This window comes from Chryseobacterium sp. SG20098, assembly GCF_031844745.1.
In the GTDB taxonomy this organism is placed as follows: domain Bacteria; phylum Bacteroidota; class Bacteroidia; order Flavobacteriales; family Weeksellaceae; genus Chryseobacterium; species Chryseobacterium cucumeris.
In genome coordinates, this window is record NZ_CP134622.1 from 2,101,195 (window position 1) to 2,127,305 (window position 26,111).

Below are 26,111 nucleotides of genomic sequence, written 5' to 3' on the forward strand. Positions count from 1 at the left end.
TACAATTCATAAAAAAGGTCCGGAAAGAAAATCCGAACCTTGGAAAAAGAATTATATGAAGTAAAATGTAAAAGCGTCATTAAAAATTGTATCGTACTCCCAGCTGAGCCTGGAACCTTGATGCAAACTGATCAATAGTATAAGGCAGTCCCGGTGTTTTGAAATTGTACGTAGGATCTCCAGCAGAAGGTTGTCCTGTTGCTATATTTCCAACCTTTGTTAGTCCCACACTTGCTGTAGAGTTGAAAGTATTAGGTACAAAATATACTTTACCCCAGTCTTTGTTTAGTAAGTTGGTAAAATTGATGATACTTAATGAGATTTGTATATTATTTTTGGATTTCTTGCTTAGCCTGATTTCATCCATGATTCTAATATCTGCCTGAATATTCCATGGAGTCACATCGCCGTTTCTTTCTGTGAACTTCCCTCGTCTGGATTTCAGATAGTCATTACTGTTGACAAAATTTTCGTAGTCAGCAATCTGCTGCTGAGCAGTTACCACTACATTTCCTGCGGCATCTTTGATAGGAACGATATATTTTGTAGCTTCTGCAGCATCTTTAAAAACATAGGCAAGTCCTGCAGCCTGTCCCGTATTGGCAATTGTACTGTTTACAAATCCCCAGGAAAAAGGATTTCCAGACTGAGCATTGAAATATACGTTGGTGGATAACCTGTTCATATCAGAAATGTTAAAGGCATATCCAAGATTGGCTACCACTCTGTTTTTGATAGCGAAATTGGAGGTGGTCAGCTTCGGATCATTAGGCGTAAGAGACTGGTTCATCTGCCAATTACTTTCCATCGAGTTTCTGATACCATTGGTGATATCTTTAGCATCTCCGTAAGTATAGGCCACAAAGAAATTAAATCCGAAATCATACGATTTTGAAAGCTGTGCTGTCAGGTTATAACGATATCCTTCTTTTGTATTAGATAAAAGATAAGCATTAGAGAAGTTACTGTTGATATTTGTGGTATAGATGGGCATTTCATGGTTCGTATCATAGCTGTAATACGTCACATTATCCGTCTTGTTCACCTGCTGGAATTTTAGATCATAAAGTACTTTTGTATAGATTCCTTCTAAGGTTAATTTATATCCTGCCAAAGTATAATCGAAAGCTAATGAACTCCTCCACACTCTTGGCATTTTAAAATTATTATCAATAAGATCAACCTGTACTTTTGAAGAGTTCTGCCATTTTGGGAAATTAGCACTATTCAATGGATCTCCGTTGGTAGCAAGCTGTGCTGGTGTCGGTGCATTATAATCATAACTTCCAAAACCTACTCCATCATTATAATAAGCATATCCCAACCACGCGAAAGGAATTCTTCCCACAAAAATCCCTGATCCTCCTCGTAGCACCATAGATCTGTTTTCTGTAAGATCAATCGTAAACCCAAGTCTTGGAGAGAATGTCGGTTTATTCAGGTAATTGTTGGTAAGCTGGCTTAGTGGGGTGTAATTATAGGTATTTCCAGCGTTTGGATCCTGAGGTGAATTGGTTACCAGTGGACTCAATTGTGGTTTATTTGGTAAATCCGTATAATCTACTCTTACTCCAGGTGAAAGTCTCACTCTTCCCCAGTTGATTTCATCCTGAAGATACATGGAAAGCAGATTTACTTTATATTGTGCATAAGGATTATCAAAAAGGGTCTCTCTGCTTTCTCCATTGAAAGGGTAGGTACCTCTTATTCTTGCAGGCGTTCCATTATAAAAATCAGTCAGGTTTTTATAGGAAATTCTTCCGTTCAAAGCATTCACAAAACCGTAATTGATATTGTACAGCTCATTATGGGTTCCTAATAAGAAAGTATGATTTCCTTTTTTATAAGTAAGATTATCAGTAATTTCGAAAGTCTTTTGCTTCATATTGAAAACCGTAGCCTCTCTATCATTTCCAAGAAGAATAGTTCCGCCGTTGTAAGCTATTTCTACCTGTGGAAACATAGCGTTGCCGGAAGTAGGATCTCTATAATCATGAATGGAAGAATATCCTACCACCAAATTATTGCTCCATTTATCATTAAAACGACTTTTCAATTCGAGTGTAGTGGTAGATGCTGTATTTTTCTGAACGAAATCCATACTGGAAAATCTGAAGTTTGCTCCGTCTCTTTCCAGGTTGGATGCCTGTGAAAATACTGTATTGTTTTTAATGGATAAAGTATGTTTATCATTAATTTTCCAGTCTAACTTATTGAAAAGTTTAGAACTTTCAGAGAAATTGTTATACTGATTAAAGCTTCCTACATTGAATCCATATTTATTTCGTACAAAATCTGAAATCTGCTGTGCAGTCTGTTCATTCACCAGTGCTCCCGGATCGTTGGCATTATAGAAAACAGGATCTTTTCTTTTGGTATATTCAAGATTGGTAAACAGAAACACCTTATCTCTAACCACCGGCAATCCTACTCTTCCTCCATAGATAAAATCTTCAAAATCACTCGGCATTTTAGAATTATCCCCTACCCTGTTTCTTCCTGTAATGGCTGCATTTCTTCCGTATGCATAAATTGAACCTGTCACATCATTACTTCCACTTCGGGTTACCGCATTAATACTTCCTCCAAGAAAATTCCCCAATTTCACATCGTAAGGTGCGATATACACCTGCACATCCTGAATAGCATCCAGACTTATTGAATTGGAACGGGTACTGCTTCCCGGCATTCCTGATGTACCAGTCTGCCCTCCCAATGAAGGACTAAAGCCAATAGCGTCATTGTTGATAGAGCCATCAATTGTTACGTTATTATAACGGAAATTGGTTCCGTTGAAAGAGTTGTTGGCACTCTGAGGAACCAGTTTGGTAACATCCTGAATTCCACGGTTGATATTCGGAAGGCCTGAAATCTGTGCCTGGCTGATTCCTACTCCATATTTTGCCGTAGCTTTTTTAGATGTAATTTTTACCTCATCAATTGTCTTTTCTTTACTTCCTACCTCTACTACAGGTAAGTCGTTGTTTCCTAAAGAAAGCTGCAGATTAGGGTTTTCATAGATAACCTGTGATCCGTCAGAAATTTCAATTTTGTAAGGCCCTCCCGGTTGAAGATTATCTAAACTGAACTGCCCTTTGCTGTTACTTTTCGTTTCAAAGGTACTGTTGGTAGGAATGTGTATTACCTTTACTGTGACTTCAGAAGAAATTCCCTTTAATCTTCCAAAAATTTTAGAGCTGGTTTCCTGTGAAAATGCAAATCCAAACGATAGCAAAGCAAAAGCACAGATGATTTTTTTCTTCATATTTTATTCGCTATAAACTTGGTGTAAAATTAGACCTAGTAAAGATGAAGTATGGTAACATAGAATTAACATTACGTAACAGAATGTTTAACATTTCCTTAAAAAAAACTTAATAGAAATATTGTGAAAATCTTTTAAGAAACTACCGAAAACGTAAAAACCGTACTATTTTCCAATCATTTCAAGAGGTTTTAATTTCTTAAAATTTTAATATCGACAGTCATTTTCTATTGAATTACTTTCTATGAAAACTATAGAACCTCTGATATTTTTGGTTTATATTTGTGTATATTGTTTAATACCAAAACTACAGATATGAAATTCGGACAAGTAGAAGATCCTTCAAAAATAGATTTCACATTACCTAAAGACCACCCTAAAACGAAAGAAATACTGGCACTCAATACAAAAGGACTTGAAAATATTTCTATCGGATGTGCCAAATGGAATAAAACGGATCTTAAAGGGTTCTATCCTAAAGGAACTAAGGATGAGTTGACTTATTATGCCACTCAGTTTAACTCTATCGAATTGAATGCTACTTTCTATGGAATGCCCACTCCTGATCAGGTAAAAACCTGGAAAGAAAAAACTCCGGAAAATTTTAAATTCTTCCCTAAGATCACCAATACGGTTTCCCATTTCAGAAGGCTGATTGATGTGACGGATCCCGTGACTCATTTTGCTTCTGCTATTATCAATTTTGATGAGAAACTGGGAATGGCTTTTCTTCAGCTTCACGATAATTTTAAGCCTAAGGACTATGACAGGCTGGAAAAATTCGTAAAAGAATGGCCTAAAGAAGTTCCATTAGCCATAGAACTCCGAAATACGGAATGGTTTGCCGATGAAGAAATTCTGAATACAACCTGTGAACTTTTTGAAGCCCATAATATCACCAATATCATTGTAGATACCGCCGGAAGAAGAGATATGCTTCATATGCGACTTACTACCCCTAATGCATTTATCCGCTATGTAGGAGCCAATGCTGAAAGTGACTACGAAAGACTGGATGATTGGTTGAAACATCTTACCCAATGGAAAAAAGCAGGTCTTCAGAATCTTTATTTCTTCGTACACCAGAATATTGAAAAAGCTTCTCCTTTATTATCCGCTTATTTTATCAGGAAGATGAATGAAGAATGGAAAACTGATATTCATATTCCGCAAATGGCAACAGAAAGTACCGGAACACTTTTTTAGCACAAAGGATTGCTGAGATAAAATTAAATAGGCTACATTCAGTTAATTTCTTACACCCGATTCATTCCTCTCTGTAACAAAAAAATTTGTATATTAGAGTATAATGTATTTCACTAAACATTATGCTTTAAAACATAAATTATGGAAAAGGAAATTTGTACAATCAGCATTGCTAGCAACTGGCTTGGTGATGAATATATTTTTTATGAAAATCATACCATAAAAAGAGTATATGACAGCCACAGTTTGAATTCCAATAAGAGCGAATGGCTTGAGCCTAAAGAAATCAGTAAACAAAATAAGGATAAACTTATCAAAGCCTGTCCTGAAGAATTCAAGGAACGGATTATGCAGATTCTGGATTATCCTTGACAGAAACTAAAAAGGTAATGAGTATTGGAAACTCATTACCTTTTTTATTTATTTTTTCTAATCAGCAGCACAAGATTGAGAAACAGAAGCAGAAAGTCCAGCGTAATCCAGATTCCCAGTTTGGTATTCTCATAATTATAAGCGTCTACCTGCTTTTTGGCCGCATCAGACAGCTTCATACTTTGATTGATGTAGTTCTGTACTTCTACAATCTGATCAATATTTTTATTAGGTACAGAATGTTGAGAAAAATAGACTAAGTTTTTCTTTCCAAGATAGCCTGCAATCCAGTATTCATCAGACTTATCCATTTTCAGGTATTCTATTCTGTAATATTCCGGGCGTATTTTTCCAATATGTTTAGGCTCAAGGGTTGTATTCTGATCTGTTTTATCTACTTTGATTAAGTAAAAATCCAATGCCTGTGGAAGTTTATTAACCACCTGAAGCCCCACAGAATTATCAACAAATGCCACAGCACTTTTCTTGATAAACCAGTACGTAAATACAGAAATTGAAAAAACAACTGTTACAATACGAAACAGCTTTGCCCATCTGGCCACGCTTCCTGATTTAACCTTAAAGAGAACCAAGGAAAGAACAGAAGCTAAAAATATTATGAAAATAATGAGTGTCATATTTTACAAAGATACTTCTTATCTCTATTTTATCTATATTTGCGCCAATATTTTAACTTTAGATAACCATGAAAAAAACATTCTCGGTACTATTTTCCTTCTGTATTGCATTAATCTGCGCTCAGATAAAATTTGAAAAAGGTTATATCATTAATAGTAATGATGTAAAAAAAGAAGTACTTATCAAAAATCAGGGATGGGCAAACAACCCGAACAATTTCATTTACAAAACGGATGAAAAATCAGAAGAAAGCACAGGAAATCCCTCTACAATTAAAGAATTCGGGATTTATAATGATGTAAAATATGTTACCTACAACGGTAATATTGATTATTCTTCTGATAATACGGGAGAACTTTCTTCCAGCAAGGAACCAGAATTTAAAAAGGGACCTGTATTCCTTAAGGAAATCGTAACAGGTAATAAAAATCTATACTCTTATCAGGGGCAAAATATAACAAGATATTTTTATTCTGATTCTGATTCAAATACTTCTATCCAGCCATTGATTTATAAAAAATACTTTTTTAACGGAAACAATCTGCAAATTGCAACAAATGAGGAATATATTGATCAATTGAAAGCTATATTTTCAGATGACAATATAGCCCAGACAAGTGCACTAAAAACAAAATATACAAATAATGACCTGAAGAAAATTTTCTCGACATATAATAATAAAATTTCAGGAACTACCAACCAAGAAGTTCCTTCCAAAATTAAAAGAAATTCAAAGTTTAACTTAGCTATCAGACCTGGACTTAATTTTTACTCACCAGTGGAAATAACAAAAACCTTTAGTAATGACGGCCTTCCTTCAAAAACTGGATTCAGGATAGGTGTTGAAGCAGAACTTGTATTACCTTTTAATAGAAACAAATGGTCAGTTGTAGTTGAACCTACATTCTCCCTTTACAGTAATAAGTCAACAATAAGAACAAATGATAATTTGTATAATATACATGTGGATAATTATTCATTTATTAACATTCCTGTGAGCATAAGACACTATATGTTTATTAGTGATAAATCAAAAATATTTATTAATGCCGGTATTAACGTTCTAACTCTGAAAACCAGTTCAGCGAAGGATTTTCCAATAGATTATGATGGATATGTATTTGATAGATTAAAGCTATCTTCTTCCCAAGCCTTCAAAAGTGTTCTATTCGGAATAGGATATAATTACAATAATAAGTACATTATAGAGGCAAGATATAATACAGGCATGAATCTTTTTGAAGAAAAAGGAGCTGAAGCAAACCTAAAGTATGCTTCGCTAATTCTTGGATATAACATTTTCTAATCTACATTCCATTCTTTATAAAACTGGTCGAGGAAATTCAGCATATAATTATGTCTTTCTTCGGCCATTTTTTTTCCTTTTTCAGTATTCATCATATCTTTCAGAAGCAGTAATTTTTCATAGAAATGATTAATAGTTGTCCCGTTAGATTTTTTATATTCTTCTTTTGACATTCCCAGTTTGGGTTTCATATCCGGATGATGCATCAGGTTATTTTTAAAACCTCCAAAATTGAATGTTCTGGCAATTCCAATGGCGCCTATGGCATCAATACGATCGGCATCCTGCACAATCTGGAGTTCAATGGGTGGATTTACCGGAGCCTGATCTCTGTTCTTGAACGAAATATTTTCAATGACAAATAAGACCTTCTGAATGATTTCTTCAGATACGTTCTGTTCTTCAAGAAAGATTCTTGATATTTTGGGAGCAATGGTTTCATCTCCGTTATGAAATTTAGGATCGGCAATATCGTGAAGAAGTGCGGACAATTCTACTACTTCTTTGTCACAATCCTCTGTTTCTGCTATCTGAGCGGCCAGCTTCCAGACTCTTTCAATATGGAACCAGTCATGCCCGGCTTCTGCTCCTTCTAATTTTTCTTTTACAAATGCTACTGTGTTGTCAATCGTACTTTTCATTTATCTATCAGTTCATTTAAAATAATATCCCATAGTTTGCTGTTGTAACTTCTAAAAAAATTGATATGCCCGATTTCATTTTTATCTGATTCTGAAGCAGCGACCAGCCTGTATGTAGGTTTGAGATTTGAATAGGTATTATTTAATAAACTTAATACTCCTTTTTCTGTAAGCCATATATCATCTTCAGCCCGGATTACAAATACTTTCTGGGTTAAATTTTTAGAAAAGTCATCAATTTTTTCCAACAGCTTATTGGTTGATTTCTTGTTTAAAATTAAGGTTCTCCAGTCATATGCGCAATTTTTTGGAAGACTTTCTCCCAATCCAAACCAATGTGCGGGGAAATATCCTAGCAATGAAGTTGTTAATGGCTGGGCAATTCCAAAACCTAAATACGCTTCAACTTTTGTTCTTCCTTTAAGGTTTCCTACAAAAGCATTTTGTGTTCCTACAAAAACAAATTCTTCAAAAATGTTGGAATCTTCATTCATTCCCAGAATGAGTGCACCTACAGAATGGCCTAAACAATACTTTTTGTATTCTTTAAATGCTGACTTGATATATTGAGTTATCGTTTTATAATCTTTTGAGCCCCAAAGCCTCATAGAACCTTGAAACCCTCTCATATTTTTCGGCTTGGAAAGTCCTATTCCTCTGTAATCATAGGTAATAACTGTAAATCCCTGTTCACAAAAGTAGCTGGCAAAAGAAAAATAGACCTGCTGCTTTACCCCTGTTGCTGAGTTAATCAGTAATAGTTTACCATTATCTCTTTCCGGCTTAAATAAATGGGCAACAAGATTAATATGGTCTTCTGTGGTCAATATTAGTTTTTCCATAATATAAAAAAGAAAAAAATCCACTATAAAAGTGGACATTTTACTTATATCTTTATGTTAAGTTTCAAACTTTTGATATGTTGTAAATAGCTTTAAGAAAAGAAATCTGAGATTCTCGGAAGTCCTGTCTGAGATCCTTTACCCCCTGAAACTCTTGATGAAACTTCATTTCCGAATTTCACACATTCTTCGATAGAGTTCCCGTGGCATAATGCAATGGCAAATCCTGATGTAAAGGCATCACCCATTCCCATTTTATATACTTTTTCGTCCTTATCGTTTCTGTAATATTTCATTTCGGTACCATCAAAATAAATGGTAGAATTGGTATCATCTCTTACAAATACTTTATTGAAATATTTTTTAAGAACTTCTTCCCTTTTCTCTTCTCCAAAAATAACATACAGTTCATTACTTTTAGCCACAATAAAATCAACCATTTCCAAAATCTCTTCGTTGACTCTCATTGCCGGAGATGCATATAATCCTACTTTCTTTCCATATTTCTTAGCTTTTCTAACAGTATGTTCTACAACATCCATAGAAACTTCAAGCTGAACCAGCACAAGATCGGTGGTATGAAAATATTTATCGGCTTCGTCTATATGTGATTTGCTAAGATGCTTGTTGGCTGCGGGTACAACCACAATAGCAGCATTTCCATGAGAAGTTGTTACATAAGCAGTTCCTGTAGCTTCTTTATCTGTTTCATGAACAAATCCTACATTTACATTTTCGCTTACCAGATTCCTCATGATCTGTTGTCCAAGAGGATCCATCCCAACGCATCCTATAAAGTATACACTTGCACCCAACCTGGCCGTACCTACTGACTGGTTAGCACCTTTACCACCAAAGTAACTATCTGATTTGATAGCTAAGACGGTTTCATTAGGCAAAGGAAGTTTTTCGGTTTCAAGAACCAAATCGATCGATGAGCTGCCCACAACAATAATACGAGGTTGTTCTGATGAGAAATTCATTGTGTTTTGTATTAGCTTTAATATTAATAACTGACAAAATTGTGTCTCAAAAATAACTAATTTATAATTAACTTATTTCAATAAATTCAGTAATTATTTTCACGGGTTGTTGATCCTTGTTGTAAGCTATATAGCTAGCATAAAATCCTTCTCCATATCCGGTTTCAAAAGCAAAGATAGTTCCCGGATGTTCTTTTGCCGGTTTAAGAAAGGCGTATTGATCTATTGCCCCGTTTTCATCAAAGAAATAGTCATGGAAAAATTCTTCATAGATTCCCATAAAGTCACCTCCTTTATTTTGATATAATCTTTGTTCCAGTTCATTAAGGCTGTTTTGGGTATCAACATCCATCAGACATCCCATCCCGCTTTCTACAGGATATCCGAAAACTTCTCCTTCTTCAAGATCTTTTAATTTTTGTCCTGCTGTGGTAGCCAGTTTCCATTCTTTAACTTCAGAATCACTGAATATAATCTCTGCATAGGCCACACAGTTACTTTCTCTTTCTTTATGAAGCATTACCGAAAAGTCTCCTTTTGGAAATTCTGTAGTAAAAGGTAGCATATCATTGGTGATCAAGGGATCACAGGCAACCAGTTTCCCACTGGAAAGGTAAATCTTTCCTACTTCAAAACTTTCAAGTAACGGGCTTTCTACAAAGTCTTTCGAGAATAGTTTTTGTATGTTTTCTATATGTGTCATTGTATTTATTCTTTGTTTTCTGTGTCAGGCTGAGCGGAGTCGAAGCCTTGTGAGTTTTTATCTTTACAATTGTCAGAATGACTATCATTCTGGCAAATAGATAATTCTCTCAATTTCTCCCAATTATCATTTATAATAGCTTCCTTTTTCTTACGACTCCAGCCTTTCACTTGTTTTTCAAATGCAATTGCATGAATAATATCATTAAACAGATAAAAGAAGACCAGCTCAACCGGTCTTCTTTTATAAGTATAGCTTTCAGGAAATTTCCCTGACTGATGTTGAGAGAATCTCAACTCAATATCATTGGTAACTCCTGTATAATAGGAATTATCGGAACATTTTAAAATATATACAAAATATTGTTTCATCTTTCAAAAAAGGCTTCGACTCCGCTCAGCCTGACATTCCGACAAATTAACCTATTTATAAGATAATTTTTATAAACTTTTCAGTTTTTCTTCAAGGATCGCAATCTTATCCTGAGCATCTTTTTGCTTTTGACGCTCTACTTCTACGATTTCTGGTTTTGCATTCGCAACAAATTTTTCATTGGAAAGCTTCTTCTCTACTGAAACCAGGAATCCCTTCAAATATTTCAGTTCTTCCTCAGTTTTAGCTTTTTCCTCTCCTAAATCTAAGTTTTCACTTAAAGGAATAGAAACTTCAGTTGCTCCTACCAGGAATGTAAAGCTCGGTTTATCTGTTTTCTGTCCGAAGTGGATTTCAGAAACATTAGCAAGCTTTCTTACTACAGCTTCATTGGCAAATTCAGATGCATTGGTATAAATCTCAACTGCTTCTCGTGGTGATATTCCTTTTGTCTGGCGGTAGTTTCTAACTCCTGAAATCAATTCAGCTGTGATTTCAAAGTTTTTAATAACTTCTTCATTAAAGCTATCCGCCTTCTTCTGCTGAGCAATAACAAGCGCTTCATCAATGCTTCTTTCAGAAATCAACTGCCAGATCTCTTCAGATTGGAATGGCATAAACGGATGAAGCAGCTTCATCAGCTCTTCAAAGAAATAGATGGTTTTATTATATACTTCTTTAGAAATTCCCTCTCCATAGTTAGGCTTGATCGCTTCAAGATACCAACCGCAAAAATCATCCCAAATTAATTTATAGATCAAATGCAATGCATCAGAAATTCTGAATTTTTCGAATTGATCATTAATTTCAGCAATTGTTTTATTAAGCTTGTTTTCAAACCATTCAATTGCCTGGTTATCGGTTTCAATAGCTGGCTTATCTTCATGATTCCACATATTGATCAGACGGAATGCATTCCAGATCTTCGTCATGAAGTTTCTTCCCTGAAGCATTAAATCTTCATCAAAAAGAAGGTCATTACCCGCTGCGGAACTCAATAGAATACCTACACGTACTCCATCTGCTCCATACTTGTCCATTAATTCAAGAGGGTCCGGAGAATTTCCTAAAGATTTTGACATCTTTCTTCTCTGCTTATCTCTTACAATTCCTGTAAAATAAACATTTTTAAACGGAACTTCTTTTCTGTATTCCAATCCGGCCATAATCATTCTGGCTACCCAGAAGAAAATAATATCCGGACCTGTAACCAAATCAGAGGTTGGATAATAATAATTGATATCTTTATTTTCAGGATCAAGTAATCCGTCAAACACAGACATTGGCCATAGCCATGATGAGAACCATGTGTCTAATGCATCATCGTCCTGTCTAAGGTTTTCAGCTGTCAGATCCGAATTTCCTGTTTTTTGTTTTGCCAGTTCTAAAGCTTCATCTTTAGTTTCTGCCACTACAAAATCATTCTCTTCTTCTCCATAGTAATATGCAGGAATCTGCTGTCCCCACCACAGCTGACGGGAAATATTCCAGTCACGGATGTTCTCCATCCAGTGTTTGTAGGTATTTTTAAACTTCTCTGGATAGAACTTAACCTCGTCATCCATTACTACATCCAAAGCTGGCTTGGCAATTTCAGACATTTTAAGGAACCATTGTACAGACACTTTAGGTTCAATAACAGCACCTGTTCTCTCAGAAGTTCCTACTTTATTTACATAATCTTCAGCTTTCAGCAAAAGATCTTTCTCTTCAAGTTCTTTAGCGATCTGCTTTCTTACGTCAAATCTGTTTTTCCCTGCGTAATGTAAACCATGCTCATTAAGATTTCCGTCATCATCCAGCGCATCAATCATTTTTAATTGATGTTTCTGTCCGATTTCGTAGTCATTAATATCGTGAGCAGGAGTAATTTTCAAAGCTCCAGTTCCGAATTCAATATCCACATATTCATCTTCAATAATCGGAATCACTCTGTCAACGATAGGTACGATTACATTTTTACCTTTCAGGTGTGCATATCTTTCATCATTCGGATTGATACATACTGCTGTATCCCCAAAAATAGTTTCAGGACGCGTAGTAGCAACTGAAAGAAACTCTTCTGAACCTTCAATCTTATATTTAAGGAAATACAATTTTCCGTTTTGCTCTTTAAAGATTACTTCTTCATCAGAGATATTGGTTTTCGCTTCCGGATCCCAGTTGACCATTCTATAGCCTCTGTAGATCAATCCTTTATTATAAAGGTCTACGAAACTTTTGATAACTTGTTGAGAAAGTTTATCTTCCATGGTGAAACGGGTTCTGTCCCAGTCGCAAGAACATCCTAGTTTTTTCAACTGCTCAAGGATAGTTCCTCCATATTTATTAGTCCAGTCCCATGCGTGGGTTAAAAACTCCTCACGGGTAATATCTGACTTATTGACTCCTTCAGACTTCAGTTTAGCAACAACTTTAGCTTCAGTAGCAATTGAAGCGTGATCTGTTCCCGGAATCCAACAAGCATTAAACCCGCGCATTCTTGCACGGCGGACCAGAACATCTTGAATGGTATTGTTCAACATATGTCCCATGTGTAGTATCCCCGTCACGTTTGGTGGAGGAATGACTATGGTATATGGTGGTTTGTCATTAGGTTCTGAGTGGAAAAATTTGTTTTCCAACCAGTAATTGTACCATTTTTGTTCTGTTTCCTGTGGATTGTACTTTTCTGAAATCTGCATAAATTCTATTTCTTTGGCTTGCAATTTGCAAAAATAGTCTAAAGAAAAAAATTTTTAAGCATGAATTAAAATAATTTTTAACTTTGTTTCACAAAATTTATCTAACAAACGTATTAACATTCAAGAATATGAAAAAATTAATTGCAGGAATTGCACTATTCGGGACATTTGCTCTTGCATCTGCACAAACTATTACATTTGATAAAACAACTTTCGATTACGGAACTATTAAGCCTAGCGCTGATGGTACAAGATTCTTTACTGTAACGAATTCAGGTGATAAGCCTTTGATTCTTTCAAATGTAAAGCCTTCTTGTGGATGTACGACTCCTGAATTCAGCCAAGATCCTATCATGCCTGGAAAGTCTGCAAAGATCAAGGTTGGATACAATACAGCAATCCCTGGCCCTTTCAACAAAATGATTGAGGTTTTCTCTAATGACCCTGCAAACAGCAGAAGTGTAATCTACATCAAAGGTAACGTAGATGCTAACGCTCCTGAGCCAAAAGTATTGACTCCTGCTGAACAAAAAGAAGCTGCTAAAGCTGAGAAAAAAGCTGCGAAACTTGCAAAAAAGGCTGCTGCGAAGTAATCTCTACTCAAAAAAATAAAAGAACCGTCTCCATTGAGGCGGTTTTTTTATTACATTTATGTTTGATTAGGTGGAAGATGATAGGTAATAGATGGCAGTAAATGTATTGACGTTTATCAAATTTATTATTTAGGTTTCGACGGATTTTTTTTTAATGGCTGGGCAAAGGTCCACCCCTGTTGAATTGTAATAACATCTTCACTTTTATCTTTTTACTTTTATCTTTTTACTTTTATCTTTTTACTTTTATCTTTTTACTTTTATCTTTAAATAAAAAAAATATGGACACCGATTTCTCAGATAACTTTAAGGTAAGCGGAAAATTTTTGATAAAAAAAGCATCAACGTCTTATAATGGAAAGCTCACTAAAGAAGAGGGAGAGCAAATGCTGATTCAGGAGAAAGAAAAACTTCGTGAACTGCAGGAAAAATTATATGCTGACGGAAGCCAGTCTTTGCTGGTTGTATTGCAGGCTATGGATGCAGCAGGAAAAGACAGTATGATAGAGCATGTTTTCGGGGGAGTGAATCCTCAGGGATGTAATGTAACCAGTTTTAAAACACCAAGCTCCAAAGAATATTCTCATGATTTTTTATGGAGACATTATCTGGCACTGCCACAGAAAGGAATGATAGGAATTTTTAACCGATCCCATTATGAAAGTGTTCTGGTGTGCAAAGTACATCCTGAATATAATCTGAGCGAAAAAACATGGTCTTCCGTAAAAGATTTTGATACTAAATTCTGGGAAAACAGATATGAAAGTATCCGTAATTTTGAAAAACACCTTTCTCAAAACGGAACAACAGTTGTGAAGATTTTTTTACATGTCTCTAAGGACGAACAGAAAAAAAGGCTTCTGGACAGAATTGATGAACAGGAAAAAAACTGGAAATTCTCAGCAGGAGATCTCCCTGAAAGAGCGTTATTCGACCAGTATATGGAGGCGTATGAAACTGCCATCAATGAAACCTCAAAAGATTATGCACCCTGGTATGTGCTTCCTGCAGACAGTAAATGGTTTGCAAGAGTAGCGGCCATTCAGATCATTATTGATACTCTGGAGAAAATGAATCTTAAATATCCTACTCTTTCTGATAAAGACAGACAGGAATTACAGGAATCTAAAAAACTATTGGAAAATGAATAAATTGGGTTAAAATTTAGAGGCTTGAAGATGGAGGTTTAAAATCATTACGTTAAAAAATTTCACTCTTCCAGCCTCTAAATTCCAGCTTTAAAAAAAATCACGAGAAAATCTATAAGCCGGATTCTGTACTTCCGAAGAAGTGCCTGTTATTTATCTACGTATTACATTGCTGCAATACTTGAGCTGATTACCCCTCGGTTTTCAGGACGAGCCGCCCCTATTTCCATTGCTGAAAAGAACCGATATACTTACCATTGCACCGCAAAGAGTTTACCTGGTTTCACTACAGCCGAACTGTACTTGCTTTCTGTTGCACTTGTCCTACCCTCACGGGTGACGGATGTTATCCGCTTTGCTGCTCTATGGTGTCCGGACTTTCCTACCCTTGCCGAAACAAGAATCAACAAGCCGATTTTCTCGCGGAGGCAAAGGTACACAAATTTTGTGGTAAAAAGATAAGAGCAACAGGACTAAAGAGTTTTTAGCCTCATGTAAACAATATTGATTGAAAATATCTTTCCATGTTTTTTGATGAAAATATGAAGTATTATTCAAATATAAGCCTGGACCTTTAGCTCTTCTTCGATTTTCCTTTTTTTACCGTTTTACGATTTTTAATTATAATTTTCACCAATTACTACTTTATTATTATCTTCGTGGCATTATATATCTATGGATTCCAGAGAAAAAGAATTTGCGCAGCTTATCAAAGATAATCAAGGACTGATTATTAAAGTATCGCGTCTGTACACCAATTCTCTGGAAGATGAAGAGGATCTTTTCCAGGAAATCGTGTTACAGCTCTGGAGAAGTTATGATTCTTTCAAAGGAAACTCCAAAATTTCCACATGGATGTACCGTGTAGCGCTCAATACAGCCATTACCCTCTTTAGAAAAAAAAGCAAAAGCCTTCCTACAAATGAGCTGGACATCAACCACAAGGATTTTGTGGAAGATGACGATGAAAAACAGCAGCAGGTATCCCTTTTGTATACGGTAATCAAGACTCTTCCTAATGTAGAAAGAGCCATTGTCATGATGTATCTTGACGATCTGCCTTACAAGGACATTGCAGAAAACCTCGGAATCACTGAAGTTAATGCACGTGTGAAAATGAACAGATTAAAGAAAACCCTTAAAGAACAGATGGAAAAATATGCCTGAATTTGATTTAGATAGCTTTAAGAAAACATGGCAGGAACAACCTGTCCAGCATAAATATGACAACACTGAGATTCTTCAGATGTTGAACAGAAAGTCGCGTAACTATGTGAAATATATTTTCTGGATCAGCGTCGTAGAATTACTTTTCTTTTCAGTACTGGGACTGTTTTACTTTTTTCCGGAAGAGGAATCAGACAGCTTCCGTAAAATGCTTGAAAGATTAGGTGCCCAGGAAGCTCCGGAGGTAGAAAACAACTTTGGGCATGCTTATTTAGCAATAAAAGTCTTAAGTTTATTGATCACGGCATATTTCGTACTAAAATTCTATCAGAATTACCGAAGAATCAAGATTGAGGAAAATCTGAAGGGACTTATCACCAGAATCATTAAGTTCAAAACAACAGTTAATGCTTTCATTCTCATCAGCATTGTATTATTGCTGATATTCACTTTTGTATTGGTTGCTTTTATCTTTTACATATTAGATTCTCAGAATATCCAGCCAAGTGGTTCCAATCTTACCATTATTATTGTGGGAATTGCCGTAAGTACATTGCTTGCGATTTCTATGATCTGGTTATATTACAGACTGGTATATGGTACTATTATTAAAAAACTTGATAAAAATCTAAAACAACTTAAAGAAATAGATTCTCAGGAAAATTAATATACATAGGCATAGTTCGGGATATAATTGTTAATTTTATTCCACCAAATCTTAAACTATGCCCTTATCTTATGTGTATGGAACTTCTGAGGTTCCATTATTAGGCCAGACCATCGGAGCCAATCTTAAAAATACTGTCGAAAAATATCCCCATCAGGAAGCATTAGTCTGCGTTCATCAGGATTACAGAGCTACTTATCAGGAATTTTACAATCAAACAACAGCTGTTGCAAAAGCTTTATTATTTTTAGGAGCAAAAGCGGGCGACAGAATCGGAGTCTGGTCATCTAACCGCTATGAATGGGTACTTTTGCAGTATGCAACTGCAAGAATAGGAACTATTTTAGTGAATATCAATCCGGCCTATAGAACTCATGAACTGACTTATGTCCTCAATCAGTCTGAAGTTCGTTTTATTTTTTCTTCTTTAAGCTTTAAAACCAGCAATTATAAAGAGATGGTTGAATACGCGAAAGAAGTATGCCCAACCCTTGATCACGAAATATTCTTTGATGAAAACTGGGAAGAGTTTGTGAATAACGGACAGGAAATCTCGGATGAAGTGCTTCACAGTTTTGAAGAGCATGTAGAGTTTGATGATCCTGTTAATATTCAATATACTTCCGGAACTACCGGTTTTCCGAAAGGGGTTACTCTTTCCCATCATAATATTCTCAATAACGGTTATTTTATTGGGATCAGACTAAAATATACTGAGAAAGACCGCGTCTGCATTCCTGTACCTTTTTACCACTGCTTTGGGATGGTCATCGGAAATATGTGCTGCACAGCTCACGGAGCCTGTATGGTAATTCCGAATGACAGTTTTGATCCGGAGATTACTTTAAAAGCTGTTTCAGATGAAAAATGTACTTCTTTGTATGGAGTACCTACGATGTTTATTGCCGAACTGGCAGTAAAAGATTTTGACACCTATGATTTTTCAAGCTTAAGAACCGGTGTTATGGCGGGCTCTGTATGCCCTCCCGAAATCATGAAAAAAGTGGAAAATCTGATGAATATTAAAGAAATGAGTATCTGCTACGGAATGACAGAAACTTCACCTGTATCTACTCAGACTTTAATAGGAACACCGCTGGAAAAACAGGTCAGCACCGTAGGAACGGTTCAGGATCACCTTGAGATAAAAATCATTGATGAAAGTGGCAGAACTTTAAAACGTGGGGAGCATGGGGAACTTTGTACCAGAGGCTATTCCGTCATGCTAAAGTACTGGAATGATCCTGAAAACACCAGGAAAGTATTGGATGATGCCCGCTGGATGCACACCGGAGATATGGCAGTAATGGATAAAGACGGCTATATTACCATTTCAGGAAGGATAAAAGATCTGATCATTCGTGGTGGAGAAAATATCTCACCTAAGGAAATTGAAGATTTTTTATATACGTATACCAACATTCTTGATGTCCAGATCATTGGTGTTCCCAGTGAAAAATTCGGAGAAGAAGTAATGGCATGGGTAAAAGTGAGAAAAGGATTTACCATCACTGCTGAAGAACTACAGGAATACTGCAAAGGAAGAATTGCCCATTATAAAGTTCCAAAATACTGGAAATTCGTAGATGAATTCCCAATGACTATTTCCGGAAAAATAAGAAAGGTTGAAATGCGGGAAATTTCTATGAAGGAGCTGGGGCTGTAAAATGTAAAACTGAGCTGATTAACTTAAAAAGGTAAAATGATAAATAGCTATCCCATTTTTACTTATGATAAAAAAAGCATTTCAAATTGAAATGCTTTTTTATATTGTTAAAGTTCTTTTCTTAACCTCGCAACAGGAATATTGAGCTGTTCCCGATATTTTGCAATCGTTCTTCTGGCAATATTGTAACCCTGCTCTTTCAGAATGACTACTAATGCATCATCTGTAAGTGGTTTTCTCTTATTTTCTTTACTGATAACTTCCTGAAGATGGGTTTTGATCTCCTTTGTAGAAACTTCTTCTCCATCGTCATTTGTTAAACTGTCCGAGAACAGATCTTTAAGATATACAATCCCATTAGGTGTATCTGCATACTTACTTTTTACCACCCTTGAAATGGTAGAAATGTCAAAACCTGTAATATCTGCAACATCCTTCAGAATCATTGGTTTCAGAGACTTTTCGTCACCGGTGATGAAATAATCCTTCTGAAATTTTACAATGGCTGTAATCGTTTGTAATAAGGTATTCTGGCGCTGATTAATTGCATCAATATACCATTTTGCTGCATCCAGTTTTTGCTTGATAAATAAAGCAGCCTGCTTATGTTCCGACGAGTTCTTATCATGGGAATAGGTAGTCAGAATATCTTTATATTCTTCAGAAACTCTTAGTGTAGGTGCATTCTTGCTGTTCAGCATAGGGATTACCTGCCCGTCTTTCACCTGAATGACAAAGTCCGGAATAATTTCCTGATTAATGGTAATCGTCTGTGTATCAAAGTTTCCACCTACTTTTGGAGAAAGTTTTGAGATCTCATCCAGAGCATCTTTCAGATCGTCTTCTTCAATATCATATTTCTGAATGATCTTGTTATAATGCTTGTTTGTTAAAGCTTCAAACTGATGTCTTAAGATATTGGCAGCAAGAGAAACTGCTTTATCTGAGCTTACTTTCTTTTCAATCTGTAGTAAAAGGCATTCCTGCAGACCTCTTGCTCCTACTCCTGGCGGATCCAGTTTCTGAACATAATTTTCAAGGATATCCTCTACTCTTTCTTTAGTAGTATAAATTCCCTGTGAGAAAGCAAGATCATCAACAATAGATTTGATCTCTCTTCTCAGATATCCGTCCGTATCTAAATTCCCGATCAGGTATTCTGCAATCTTCAGATCTTCATCACCAATATTCACCAGGTGAATCTGTTCTGTAAGATAATCATATAAGGACTGGCCTTCCGTTAAAAGACTCTCGTTATCGAATTCCTCATCATCCGGAGAGTAGTTGCTGGATGCGGTTTTATAGCTTGGTTCATCGTCATAGATATATTCATTGACGTCGAAATCTGTTTCAATGCTTTCTGTACCCTCATCCTGATAAGCATCTTCCAGGGAAGAATAATCATCTTCCTTAGAATCCTCTTTTGCAATTTCCAAAGCCGGGTTTTCTTCTAACTCTCTCTCCAGCTCCTCTTCAAATTCAAGAGTATGAAGTTGAATAAGCTTCATCAACTGGATCTGCTGAGGGGCCAGCTTCTGTCCTAATTTGAGTTGTAAGTGTTGTTTAAGCATATTCTTATTTGCGTTTTAACATAACATATTCTACGAATTTAATAAATTTATTTGATAAAAAACACATTTAGCATGATTTTTGCATTACTTATCCTAATATAATAAACTATTTGTAACGTCCTGAAAAACTGATACAGGATTAAACAAATAAAAAATATTTATTGAGCAGTGCAGATACTTTTATTTGCACTGCTTTTCTTTTTATAAGATTTTGGTATTAGAACCTGCTGCTGATGCATCTGTGTAGGTGTTAAATAATGATTTGATAAGTGAGGTCTTAGCTCATTATAAATTTTAACTACCTGTTCAACCAAAATCTTTTGGGTATTCAAATCTACATTAAATTTATCAATATCATACTCTTGTTTTAAAATTCCGTTGACCCTTTCCGCTATGGCATTCTCATAAGGGTCAGATTCCTGGGTCATGCTGCAAAGGATCTTACTTTTGTTCAGTATCTTTTGATAATCATTAGAGCAATACTGTAAACCTCTGTCTGAATGATGGATAAGCTTTGTTGGTTTTTCTTTTCTTAAAGCCGTTTTCAAGGCTCTCAAAGCAGATTCTGTTGCCAGAGAATCTGATACATCATAACCGACAATTTTTCTGGAATAAGCATCGGTTATCAGACTTAAATACGATGGGTTTTCCCTATTTCCCAGGTAAGTAATGTCTGATACCCATACCTCATTTGGCTTTTGAATGCTGTATTCTTTGATCAGATTTTTGTGCTTTTTAAAACGGTGATACGAATTGGTAGTCTTATGATAACTTCTTTTAGGAATGACCAACAAATGATTGGCCCTTAATATATCAAAGAATTTATCTCTGCCTATTCTCAGATTCTCAAGCTTGTTTCTTAAAAGAAAATACAGTTTTTTGCCACCCATTTTGGGGTGAATCATTCGTAATTGCTCTACCCAAAAGACAATGTCCTGTGCCATTTGCCTTCGGCTGTTTTTGCGTTTAACATTGCGGTAATAAACCTGTCGGTCCACCCCGAACAACTGACAGGCGAAACTTATGGTTTCTTTTTGTTGTTTCCGGAAAGATTCGATAGTTCGGGTGGTGAGTTTTTTCTTATGTCAATATGGTATTCCTGCTCGGCAAGTTCAATCATCATATCGAAGATGATGGCCTTCTTATCGGCTATATAAGATTGTTTCTCAAGTAGTGTTTTCTGTTTTTCCAAAAGCTTTACTTTCGCTTCCAGCTCCATGACTTTTTGTTCCGGTGATTTTGGCATATTCGATGGTGTTTGGTTTTCCCAATCAAAGTTACCAAATTTTCTGAGCCAGTTTACAACCGTGCTCCTTGACTGAATGCCATATTTGCGACAGACCATAACAGTCGAAACTTCACCTGACTCAATTTCCCTTACAACGCCAAGCTTAAATGACATACTGTAATCGCATTGAGTACGTTTTACATAATTTGGTTTTTCTTCCATAATAACGATTCTTTTTTTTGTATCGCTATTTCAGGACATGACAATTAAATAATAAAAAAAGCCTTAACTTGTGATTAAGGCTTTTTTTATTGTTCTAGAATTCAGCGCTTTTTGGTGTTCTAGGAAAAGGAATTACATCTCTGATATTCGTCATCCCTGTTACGAAAAGAACTAATCTTTCAAGTCCTAAACCAAAGCCTGCATGCGGTACAGAACCGAATTTTCTGGTATCAAGATACCACCAAAGTTCGTGCTCATCTACGTGCATATCTACCATTTTCTGTTTTAAAACATCTAATCTTGCTTCTCTCTCAGATCCTCCGATGATTTCACCGATACCAGGGAAAAGGACATCCATAGCAGCAACGGTTTTGTTGTCATCGTTCAGTTTCATATAGAAAGCTTTGATTTCTTTCGGATAGTCAAATAATACTACCGGGCTTTCAAAGTGTTTTTCAACAAGATATCTTTCATGCTCAGACTGAAGGTCTGTTCCCCATTTTTCAACAGGGTAAACAAATTTTCCTTTTTTATTTTCTTTAGAGTTCAATAAAATTTCGATCGCTTCCGTATAGCTTACACGCTTAAAACGCTTCGCTACTACATTCTGAAGTTTTTCGATAAGACCTTCTTTTGCTCTTTCTTTTTCCGGTTTTGTCTTTTGTTCTTCCGCAAAACGGTTGTCCAGGAACTCAAGATCATCTTTGCAGTTATCCAATACATACTGGATCACATATTTTAAGAAATCTTCCGCAAGGTCGATGTTATCTTCAAGGTTGTTGAATGCTACTTCCGGCTCAATCATCCAGAACTCGGCAAGGTGTCTTGTTGTGTTAGAATTTTCAGCACGGAAAGTAGGTCCGAAAGTATAAATTCTTCCCAATCCCATTGCTGCAGTTTCTCCTTCAAGCTGTCCTGAAACGGTAAGGTTTGTTTTCTTACCGAAGAAATCCTGTGCAAAATCAATTTCACCTTCCTCAGTTTTTGGCATGTTGTTCAGATCAAAGTTGGTTACCCCAAACATTTCACCCGCTCCTTCCGCATCTGCACCTGTAATTACCGGTGTGTTGATATAGAAAAACTGGTTCTGGTTGAAGAATGAGTGAACTGCAAAACTTACTGCGTGACGCACTCTGAACACCGCTCCGAAAAGGTTTGTTCTGAATCTTAAGTGAGCCTGCTCACGAAGTTTCTCAAGGCTGTGTTTCTTAGGCTGAAGAATTGTACTCTGAAGTTCTTCTGTAAAGTTATCTCCTAAAATAATGATCTTTTTAGCGATAATTTCCACAGATTGTCCTGCTCCCTGGCTTTCCACCACTTCTCCTACTACTTTCAGGGAAGAAGCTGTACTGATATTCTTAAGAATAGCCTCATCAAAATTTTCGAAATCAACAACTATCTGCAAATTATTAATCGTAGAACCATCATTAAGCGCAATAAAGCGATTAGCACGGAAGGATCTTACCCATCCGTAAACTGTAATGTCATGATGTAATACTTTCTTGTAATCCTTTAGGATTTCTTTGATCGTTTGCTTTTTCATTTGTTGATGATAAATTTTTTATATAAAAATTAATGTCTGCAAAGTTACAAAAAAACAGCGCAACTTGATGATTGCGCTGTCTTTAAAAATCATTTAACAGGTATTTAAACTCTCCGTTCAGTAAATTCACCTTTTTTCTTCTGCAAAATCTTCTGCATTTCAGGGTTACATTTCCACTCAATATTGTCCTGAACTTCAATAATATCCGGAATACCTCCGGAATAAACACACTTACACTATCACTTTTAAAAAGAATAAAATATGATTTTACTCTGAGTTTTCATGGAATTAGTTTTATTGAAATGGTTATTAGTTTTTAAGTGATAAGTTCGTGGTAAATTACCGGGTTATACATCCATTTTTAGACTATACTATACTTTTAAACTGTGTGGCGGATTAACCGGATTTACTGTTTAATGATTTTTAAATGATCACTACACTTTACATCTCTAAATTCTGAACAATTACTTCATGATTTACTTTTTAGTTTTCTTGGTTATTAGTTTTTATCCTCTCCTTCATTATTAGTTTTTATGATACAATTCCCGACTTGTTTTTTTTATGATCAACAGTTTGGAACTGATATCTTGTATTGTGCACATACAAAATAAATGGTTGTGTTTTTACCTGAAGCAAAGATGCAGGATGTGGAAGAATGAAACAAGGGAATGCTTTATAGATTCATAAATTTATATACCTAAAAACATGAATTTATAAACAATAAAAAACTAAATATCAATAACTTAATATTAACCCAAAGACATATTTTCAATTTCTTTCAAGTAGATAGAAAGTGGTGTTCCCGTTCGTTTTTTGAAGGCTAAAGTGAAGGCCTGTTCATTATTATATCCTAATTCTTCAGCGATAAAAGGAATTTTATAAGATCTGAATTTTTTGTCATTGGCCAGTCTGCTGATGGCATAATCAATACGAAGATCATTGAGATAGGTTGCAAAGTTTTTCCCTTTGTAAGTATTGATAATTTCTGACAGATATTTTGAGTTTGTTTTTATTTTTTTGGCAAGACTTCCCAAGGTGATACCCTTATTCAAAAACTGATCATTGTTTTCAAATATTTCAAGTTCTTTTAAAATAGTCTGGGCAATATCTTCAGAAATAGTTCTCGATATTTTGTCCTCAACATTTTCTGTACTGACTGTTTGAACAGGCGCTGCTGAAATTTCATTCTTAATTTCCGGACCTCTGTTTTTTTCGCCTTTATTTTCATTAACAGATTGAATAAGATCCTGGGCAATCTTCTTGTAGTTCTTTTCAGATTTTTTATATTTAAAATAAACGTTGATAAATAATAAATGTGAAATCAGCAAAAGACTTAAAACAATATAGAAAAGACTTTTTCTTTTCGTAAGCTCATTGGTTATGCTTTCTTTTTCCTGCTGAAGTTCCGGAGTATCATATCTTCTCGGAAGCTCTCTGGAAATATACCTGAACTGCATATCCAGCACCTGATCTACTTTTAAAAAACGGTCTACATAATACAGCTGCTTTTCCTTATCACCGTTTTCTTTATAATAATCAATAAGGTAAGTATATACATCTCTCAGCTCAGGATAGATATAGTTGGTTTTAAGAACCAGAGAATCTATTTTCCTGAAAAAGCCAACTGCTTTTTCTTTTTCCTGAAGTCCGGCATAGGACTTTCCTAAATACAAAAGTGTATAATTCTGGTTTCTTTTACTTCCATTATGATTTGTAAAGAAATATTTTTCGCATTCCAATAAGCCATCAATGGCTTTCTGATAATTTCTGGAATGCAGATGATAATATCCAAGCAGCCCAAGATTCTGATGATATCGGTAAACATCTTTATTTTTTTTAGAATCCAGCAACCCGTCTTTTATCAGTACATAAGCAGAATCCATTTTATTGATCTCTATGTAAGCATCTGCCAGATTCAGTTTGAGAGAATTTTTCTCATCCTCATTCATATAATCTGTATCATAAGCATAGTGTCTCAGTACTTTTGCTGTCTCTGCATGTTTTCCTATATAATTGTTCAGATGGGCAATACTGATATGGGCCATAGCAATCTGCCTCTTATTTCCTTTTTCTTTTGCATATTTCAGTCCGAGGATATAATTATTGAATGCAGATTGAAGATTGTCATTCTTAGAGTATAAATTTCCTCTTAGCAAATAAATTCTCGCCGGATAAATATTTTCTTTGGAATTTTTTGTGATGTACTGTAAGCTGTCTAAGTATTTTAATGCGTTGGGTAAGTCTTCTGCAAAATGAAGCATTACATATCCTTCCGCAATCTGAGTGGTGTTTTTTTCAGATTTTGCCTTTTTAAGATAATAATCGGCAATACTTTTACTGTTTATTTCTCCCGCAGGACTGTTGTAGAATTCTTTTTCCAATTCCTCATAAGTCCGTTCTTCCAGAGAATTTTTTCTAATATTCAGGGTTTGTGCATGATAAAACACAACCCCTATAATCAAAAACAGTAGTAAAGATTTTATTTTCATCATTCATCCTAGCTATATTACAAAAATATTATTTTTCTTCAGTAGATCCACCACTCCTTTTGCTTTTTTTCCATGTATTCATCCATATTTTTATTAAAATTCGGGATAATAATTCAATAAAAAGTGAATACATTCTGAATATTATACTTTTTTCTAATATCATTTCCATTCTACTTTACCTTCCAGATAGTACACTCTTCCATTGCTCTCATAAAGAAGATCATATCCTTGAGAGGTCAGATAAAAATGACATACCTTCATTTCACCATTTCTGTCTTTAAACTGAAGAACTGCAGGACACATTTTAGCCTGATCCATTTTCTTTACAATAAGATTAAAATCCTTCTGAATATTTTTTTTACTGTACAGAGATAACATCCGATCATTAATAAAACGAATATATTTCAAAGATGAAAGAGGATAAGTAATCAATTGAAAAGGCTTCCCTGCAAGCTTTGCAGCATTCTCATTGAAAAAATTCGTGATCGAAATACTATCCTGTGTAATAGTTTTCACCACACTTGATTCATATCTCTGACCATCCGCAAATTCCATACTGTATATGGCTTCCATTTTAATAGCAAAACCTTTCCCGGATTTTCTCAAATCTGTAAGATCTGTAAATTCCTTTCCTTTTTTAACAACAATCAAAACATTTCCTTCTCCGAAATCACAGTCATAATATTTTTTATAATCAAAAGGCTCTTCTGTTTGGGTATTTACTGTGTCATTTGCTGTATTTTGTGAAAAAATACGTACTGAAAACAGGAATAAAAATACTATTAGTTGATAATTTTTCATGGC

At 35.3% G+C, this 26,111-nt stretch carries 22 protein-coding genes and 1 other RNA gene; 8 read left to right on the top strand and 15 right to left on the bottom strand.

Features of this window, described 5'->3' with window-relative positions; translation table 11 throughout:
- Positions 1–79: 79 nt before the first annotated feature.
- Positions 80–3,265, bottom strand: a complete 3,186-nt coding sequence (locus RHP76_RS09570; RefSeq protein WP_311230050.1) for a TonB-dependent receptor — start codon at positions 3,263–3,265, stop codon at positions 80–82.
- A 315-nt stretch (positions 3,266–3,580) separates the two neighbouring features.
- Here RHP76_RS09570 and RHP76_RS09575 point away from each other — a divergent pair, with 315 nt between their 5' ends.
- Together RHP76_RS09575 and RHP76_RS09580 are read left to right on the top strand one after the other, a co-directional pair.
- On the top strand, positions 3,581–4,471 hold the full coding sequence (locus tag RHP76_RS09575; RefSeq protein WP_311230051.1) for a DUF72 domain-containing protein: 891 nt from the start codon (positions 3,581–3,583) through the stop codon (positions 4,469–4,471).
- A gap of 141 nt (positions 4,472–4,612) precedes the next feature.
- Positions 4,613–4,843, top strand: coding sequence for a hypothetical protein (locus tag RHP76_RS09580; protein WP_062673962.1), 231 nt, complete (start codon positions 4,613–4,615; stop codon positions 4,841–4,843).
- A 44-nt stretch (positions 4,844–4,887) separates the two neighbouring features.
- On the opposite strand, the gene RHP76_RS09585 is transcribed toward RHP76_RS09580, so the two are convergent.
- Positions 4,888–5,481: a hypothetical protein gene (locus RHP76_RS09585; RefSeq protein ID WP_311230052.1), complete on the bottom strand. Its 594-nt coding sequence runs from the start codon at positions 5,479–5,481 to the stop codon at positions 4,888–4,890.
- Between the two features lie 68 nt (positions 5,482–5,549).
- Between RHP76_RS09585 and RHP76_RS09590 the strand changes: the two genes are divergently transcribed.
- Positions 5,550–6,788 (top strand): porin family protein, encoded by a 1,239-nt coding sequence (locus RHP76_RS09590; protein ID WP_311230053.1) that lies wholly within the window; start codon positions 5,550–5,552, stop codon positions 6,786–6,788.
- On the opposite strand, the gene RHP76_RS09595 is transcribed toward RHP76_RS09590, so the two are convergent.
- The 6 genes from RHP76_RS09595 to RHP76_RS09620 all read right to left on the bottom strand — a co-directional run bounded on the left by RHP76_RS09595 (position 6,785) and on the right by RHP76_RS09620 (position 13,013).
- Complete coding sequence (locus RHP76_RS09595) at positions 6,785–7,429, bottom strand: HD domain-containing protein (protein WP_311230054.1); 645 nt, start codon at positions 7,427–7,429, stop codon at positions 6,785–6,787. The two genes, RHP76_RS09590 and RHP76_RS09595, sit on opposite strands and share 4 nt — an antisense overlap.
- Positions 7,426–8,271 carry an alpha/beta hydrolase family protein gene (locus RHP76_RS09600; protein ID WP_311230055.1) on the bottom strand — a complete coding sequence of 282 codons (846 nt, stop codon included), beginning with the start codon at positions 8,269–8,271 and terminating at the stop codon, positions 7,426–7,428. The genes RHP76_RS09595 and RHP76_RS09600 overlap by 4 nt, the downstream gene beginning before the upstream one ends.
- A gap of 92 nt (positions 8,272–8,363) precedes the next feature.
- The gene (locus tag RHP76_RS09605) at positions 8,364–9,254 is read right to left on the bottom strand and encodes a ribokinase (RefSeq protein WP_034699029.1); all 891 of its coding nucleotides are present in this window, start codon (positions 9,252–9,254) and stop codon (positions 8,364–8,366) included.
- A gap of 67 nt (positions 9,255–9,321) precedes the next feature.
- Entirely contained in the window at positions 9,322–9,957 is a 636-nt protein-coding gene (locus RHP76_RS09610) for a DUF4241 domain-containing protein (protein WP_123279272.1), read from the bottom strand.
- 5 nt (positions 9,958–9,962) lie between these two features.
- A complete protein-coding gene (locus tag RHP76_RS09615) occupies positions 9,963–10,328 on the bottom strand; it encodes a GIY-YIG nuclease family protein (protein ID WP_311230056.1) in 366 nt (121 codons plus the stop codon).
- A 69-nt stretch (positions 10,329–10,397) separates the two neighbouring features.
- Entirely contained in the window at positions 10,398–13,013 is a 2,616-nt protein-coding gene (locus RHP76_RS09620; protein WP_311230057.1) for a valine--tRNA ligase, read from the bottom strand.
- A gap of 128 nt (positions 13,014–13,141) precedes the next feature.
- Here RHP76_RS09620 and RHP76_RS09625 point away from each other — a divergent pair, with 128 nt between their 5' ends.
- On the top strand, positions 13,142–13,606 hold the full coding sequence (locus RHP76_RS09625; protein WP_034699021.1) for a DUF1573 domain-containing protein: 465 nt from the start codon (positions 13,142–13,144) through the stop codon (positions 13,604–13,606).
- 281 nt (positions 13,607–13,887) lie between these two features.
- The gene (locus RHP76_RS09630) at positions 13,888–14,757 is read left to right on the top strand and encodes a polyphosphate kinase 2 family protein (RefSeq protein WP_311230058.1); all 870 of its coding nucleotides are present in this window, start codon (positions 13,888–13,890) and stop codon (positions 14,755–14,757) included.
- 96 nt (positions 14,758–14,853) lie between these two features.
- Here RHP76_RS09630 and rnpB read toward each other — a convergent pair.
- An RNA gene (gene rnpB / locus RHP76_RS09635) (RNase P RNA component class A) lies at positions 14,854–15,177 on the bottom strand.
- Between the two features lie 252 nt (positions 15,178–15,429).
- Here rnpB and RHP76_RS09640 point away from each other — a divergent pair.
- Genes RHP76_RS09640 through RHP76_RS09650 form a run of 3 tightly spaced genes read left to right on the top strand, consistent with a single transcriptional unit; the run spans position 15,430 to position 18,254 of the window.
- A complete protein-coding gene (locus RHP76_RS09640) occupies positions 15,430–15,921 on the top strand; it encodes an RNA polymerase sigma factor (protein WP_062673949.1) in 492 nt (163 codons plus the stop codon).
- Positions 15,914–16,588, top strand: coding sequence for a DUF8845 family protein (locus RHP76_RS09645; protein WP_120232084.1), 675 nt, complete (start codon positions 15,914–15,916; stop codon positions 16,586–16,588). Before RHP76_RS09640 ends, RHP76_RS09645 begins: the two co-directional genes overlap by 8 nt.
- Positions 16,589–16,646: 58 nt before the next feature.
- Complete coding sequence (locus RHP76_RS09650) at positions 16,647–18,254, top strand: AMP-binding protein (protein WP_311230059.1); 1,608 nt, start codon at positions 16,647–16,649, stop codon at positions 18,252–18,254.
- A 107-nt stretch (positions 18,255–18,361) separates the two neighbouring features.
- Here RHP76_RS09650 and rpoN read toward each other — a convergent pair whose 3' ends face one another.
- The 6 genes from rpoN to RHP76_RS09680 all read right to left on the bottom strand — a co-directional run bounded on the left by rpoN (position 18,362) and on the right by RHP76_RS09680 (position 26,108).
- Positions 18,362–19,825, bottom strand: coding sequence for an RNA polymerase factor sigma-54 (gene rpoN, locus RHP76_RS09655; RefSeq protein WP_062673944.1), 1,464 nt, complete (start codon positions 19,823–19,825; stop codon positions 18,362–18,364).
- 158 nt (positions 19,826–19,983) lie between these two features.
- Entirely contained in the window at positions 19,984–20,823 is an 840-nt protein-coding gene (locus RHP76_RS09660) for an IS3 family transposase (protein WP_311228301.1), read from the bottom strand.
- A 23-nt stretch (positions 20,824–20,846) separates the two neighbouring features.
- Positions 20,847–21,275 carry a transposase gene (locus RHP76_RS09665; RefSeq protein ID WP_311228300.1) on the bottom strand — a complete coding sequence of 143 codons (429 nt, stop codon included), beginning with the start codon at positions 21,273–21,275 and terminating at the stop codon, positions 20,847–20,849.
- Between the two features lie 94 nt (positions 21,276–21,369).
- On the bottom strand, positions 21,370–22,818 hold the full coding sequence (gene asnS, locus RHP76_RS09670; RefSeq protein ID WP_311230060.1) for an asparagine--tRNA ligase: 1,449 nt from the start codon (positions 22,816–22,818) through the stop codon (positions 21,370–21,372).
- Positions 22,819–23,567: 749 nt separating this feature from the next.
- Entirely contained in the window at positions 23,568–25,310 is a 1,743-nt protein-coding gene (locus RHP76_RS09675) for a helix-turn-helix domain-containing protein (RefSeq protein WP_288443397.1), read from the bottom strand.
- Between the two features lie 156 nt (positions 25,311–25,466).
- Positions 25,467–26,108 carry a hypothetical protein gene (locus RHP76_RS09680; protein WP_062673939.1) on the bottom strand — a complete coding sequence of 214 codons (642 nt, stop codon included), beginning with the start codon at positions 26,106–26,108 and terminating at the stop codon, positions 25,467–25,469.
- Positions 26,109–26,111: the final 3 nt, after the last annotated feature.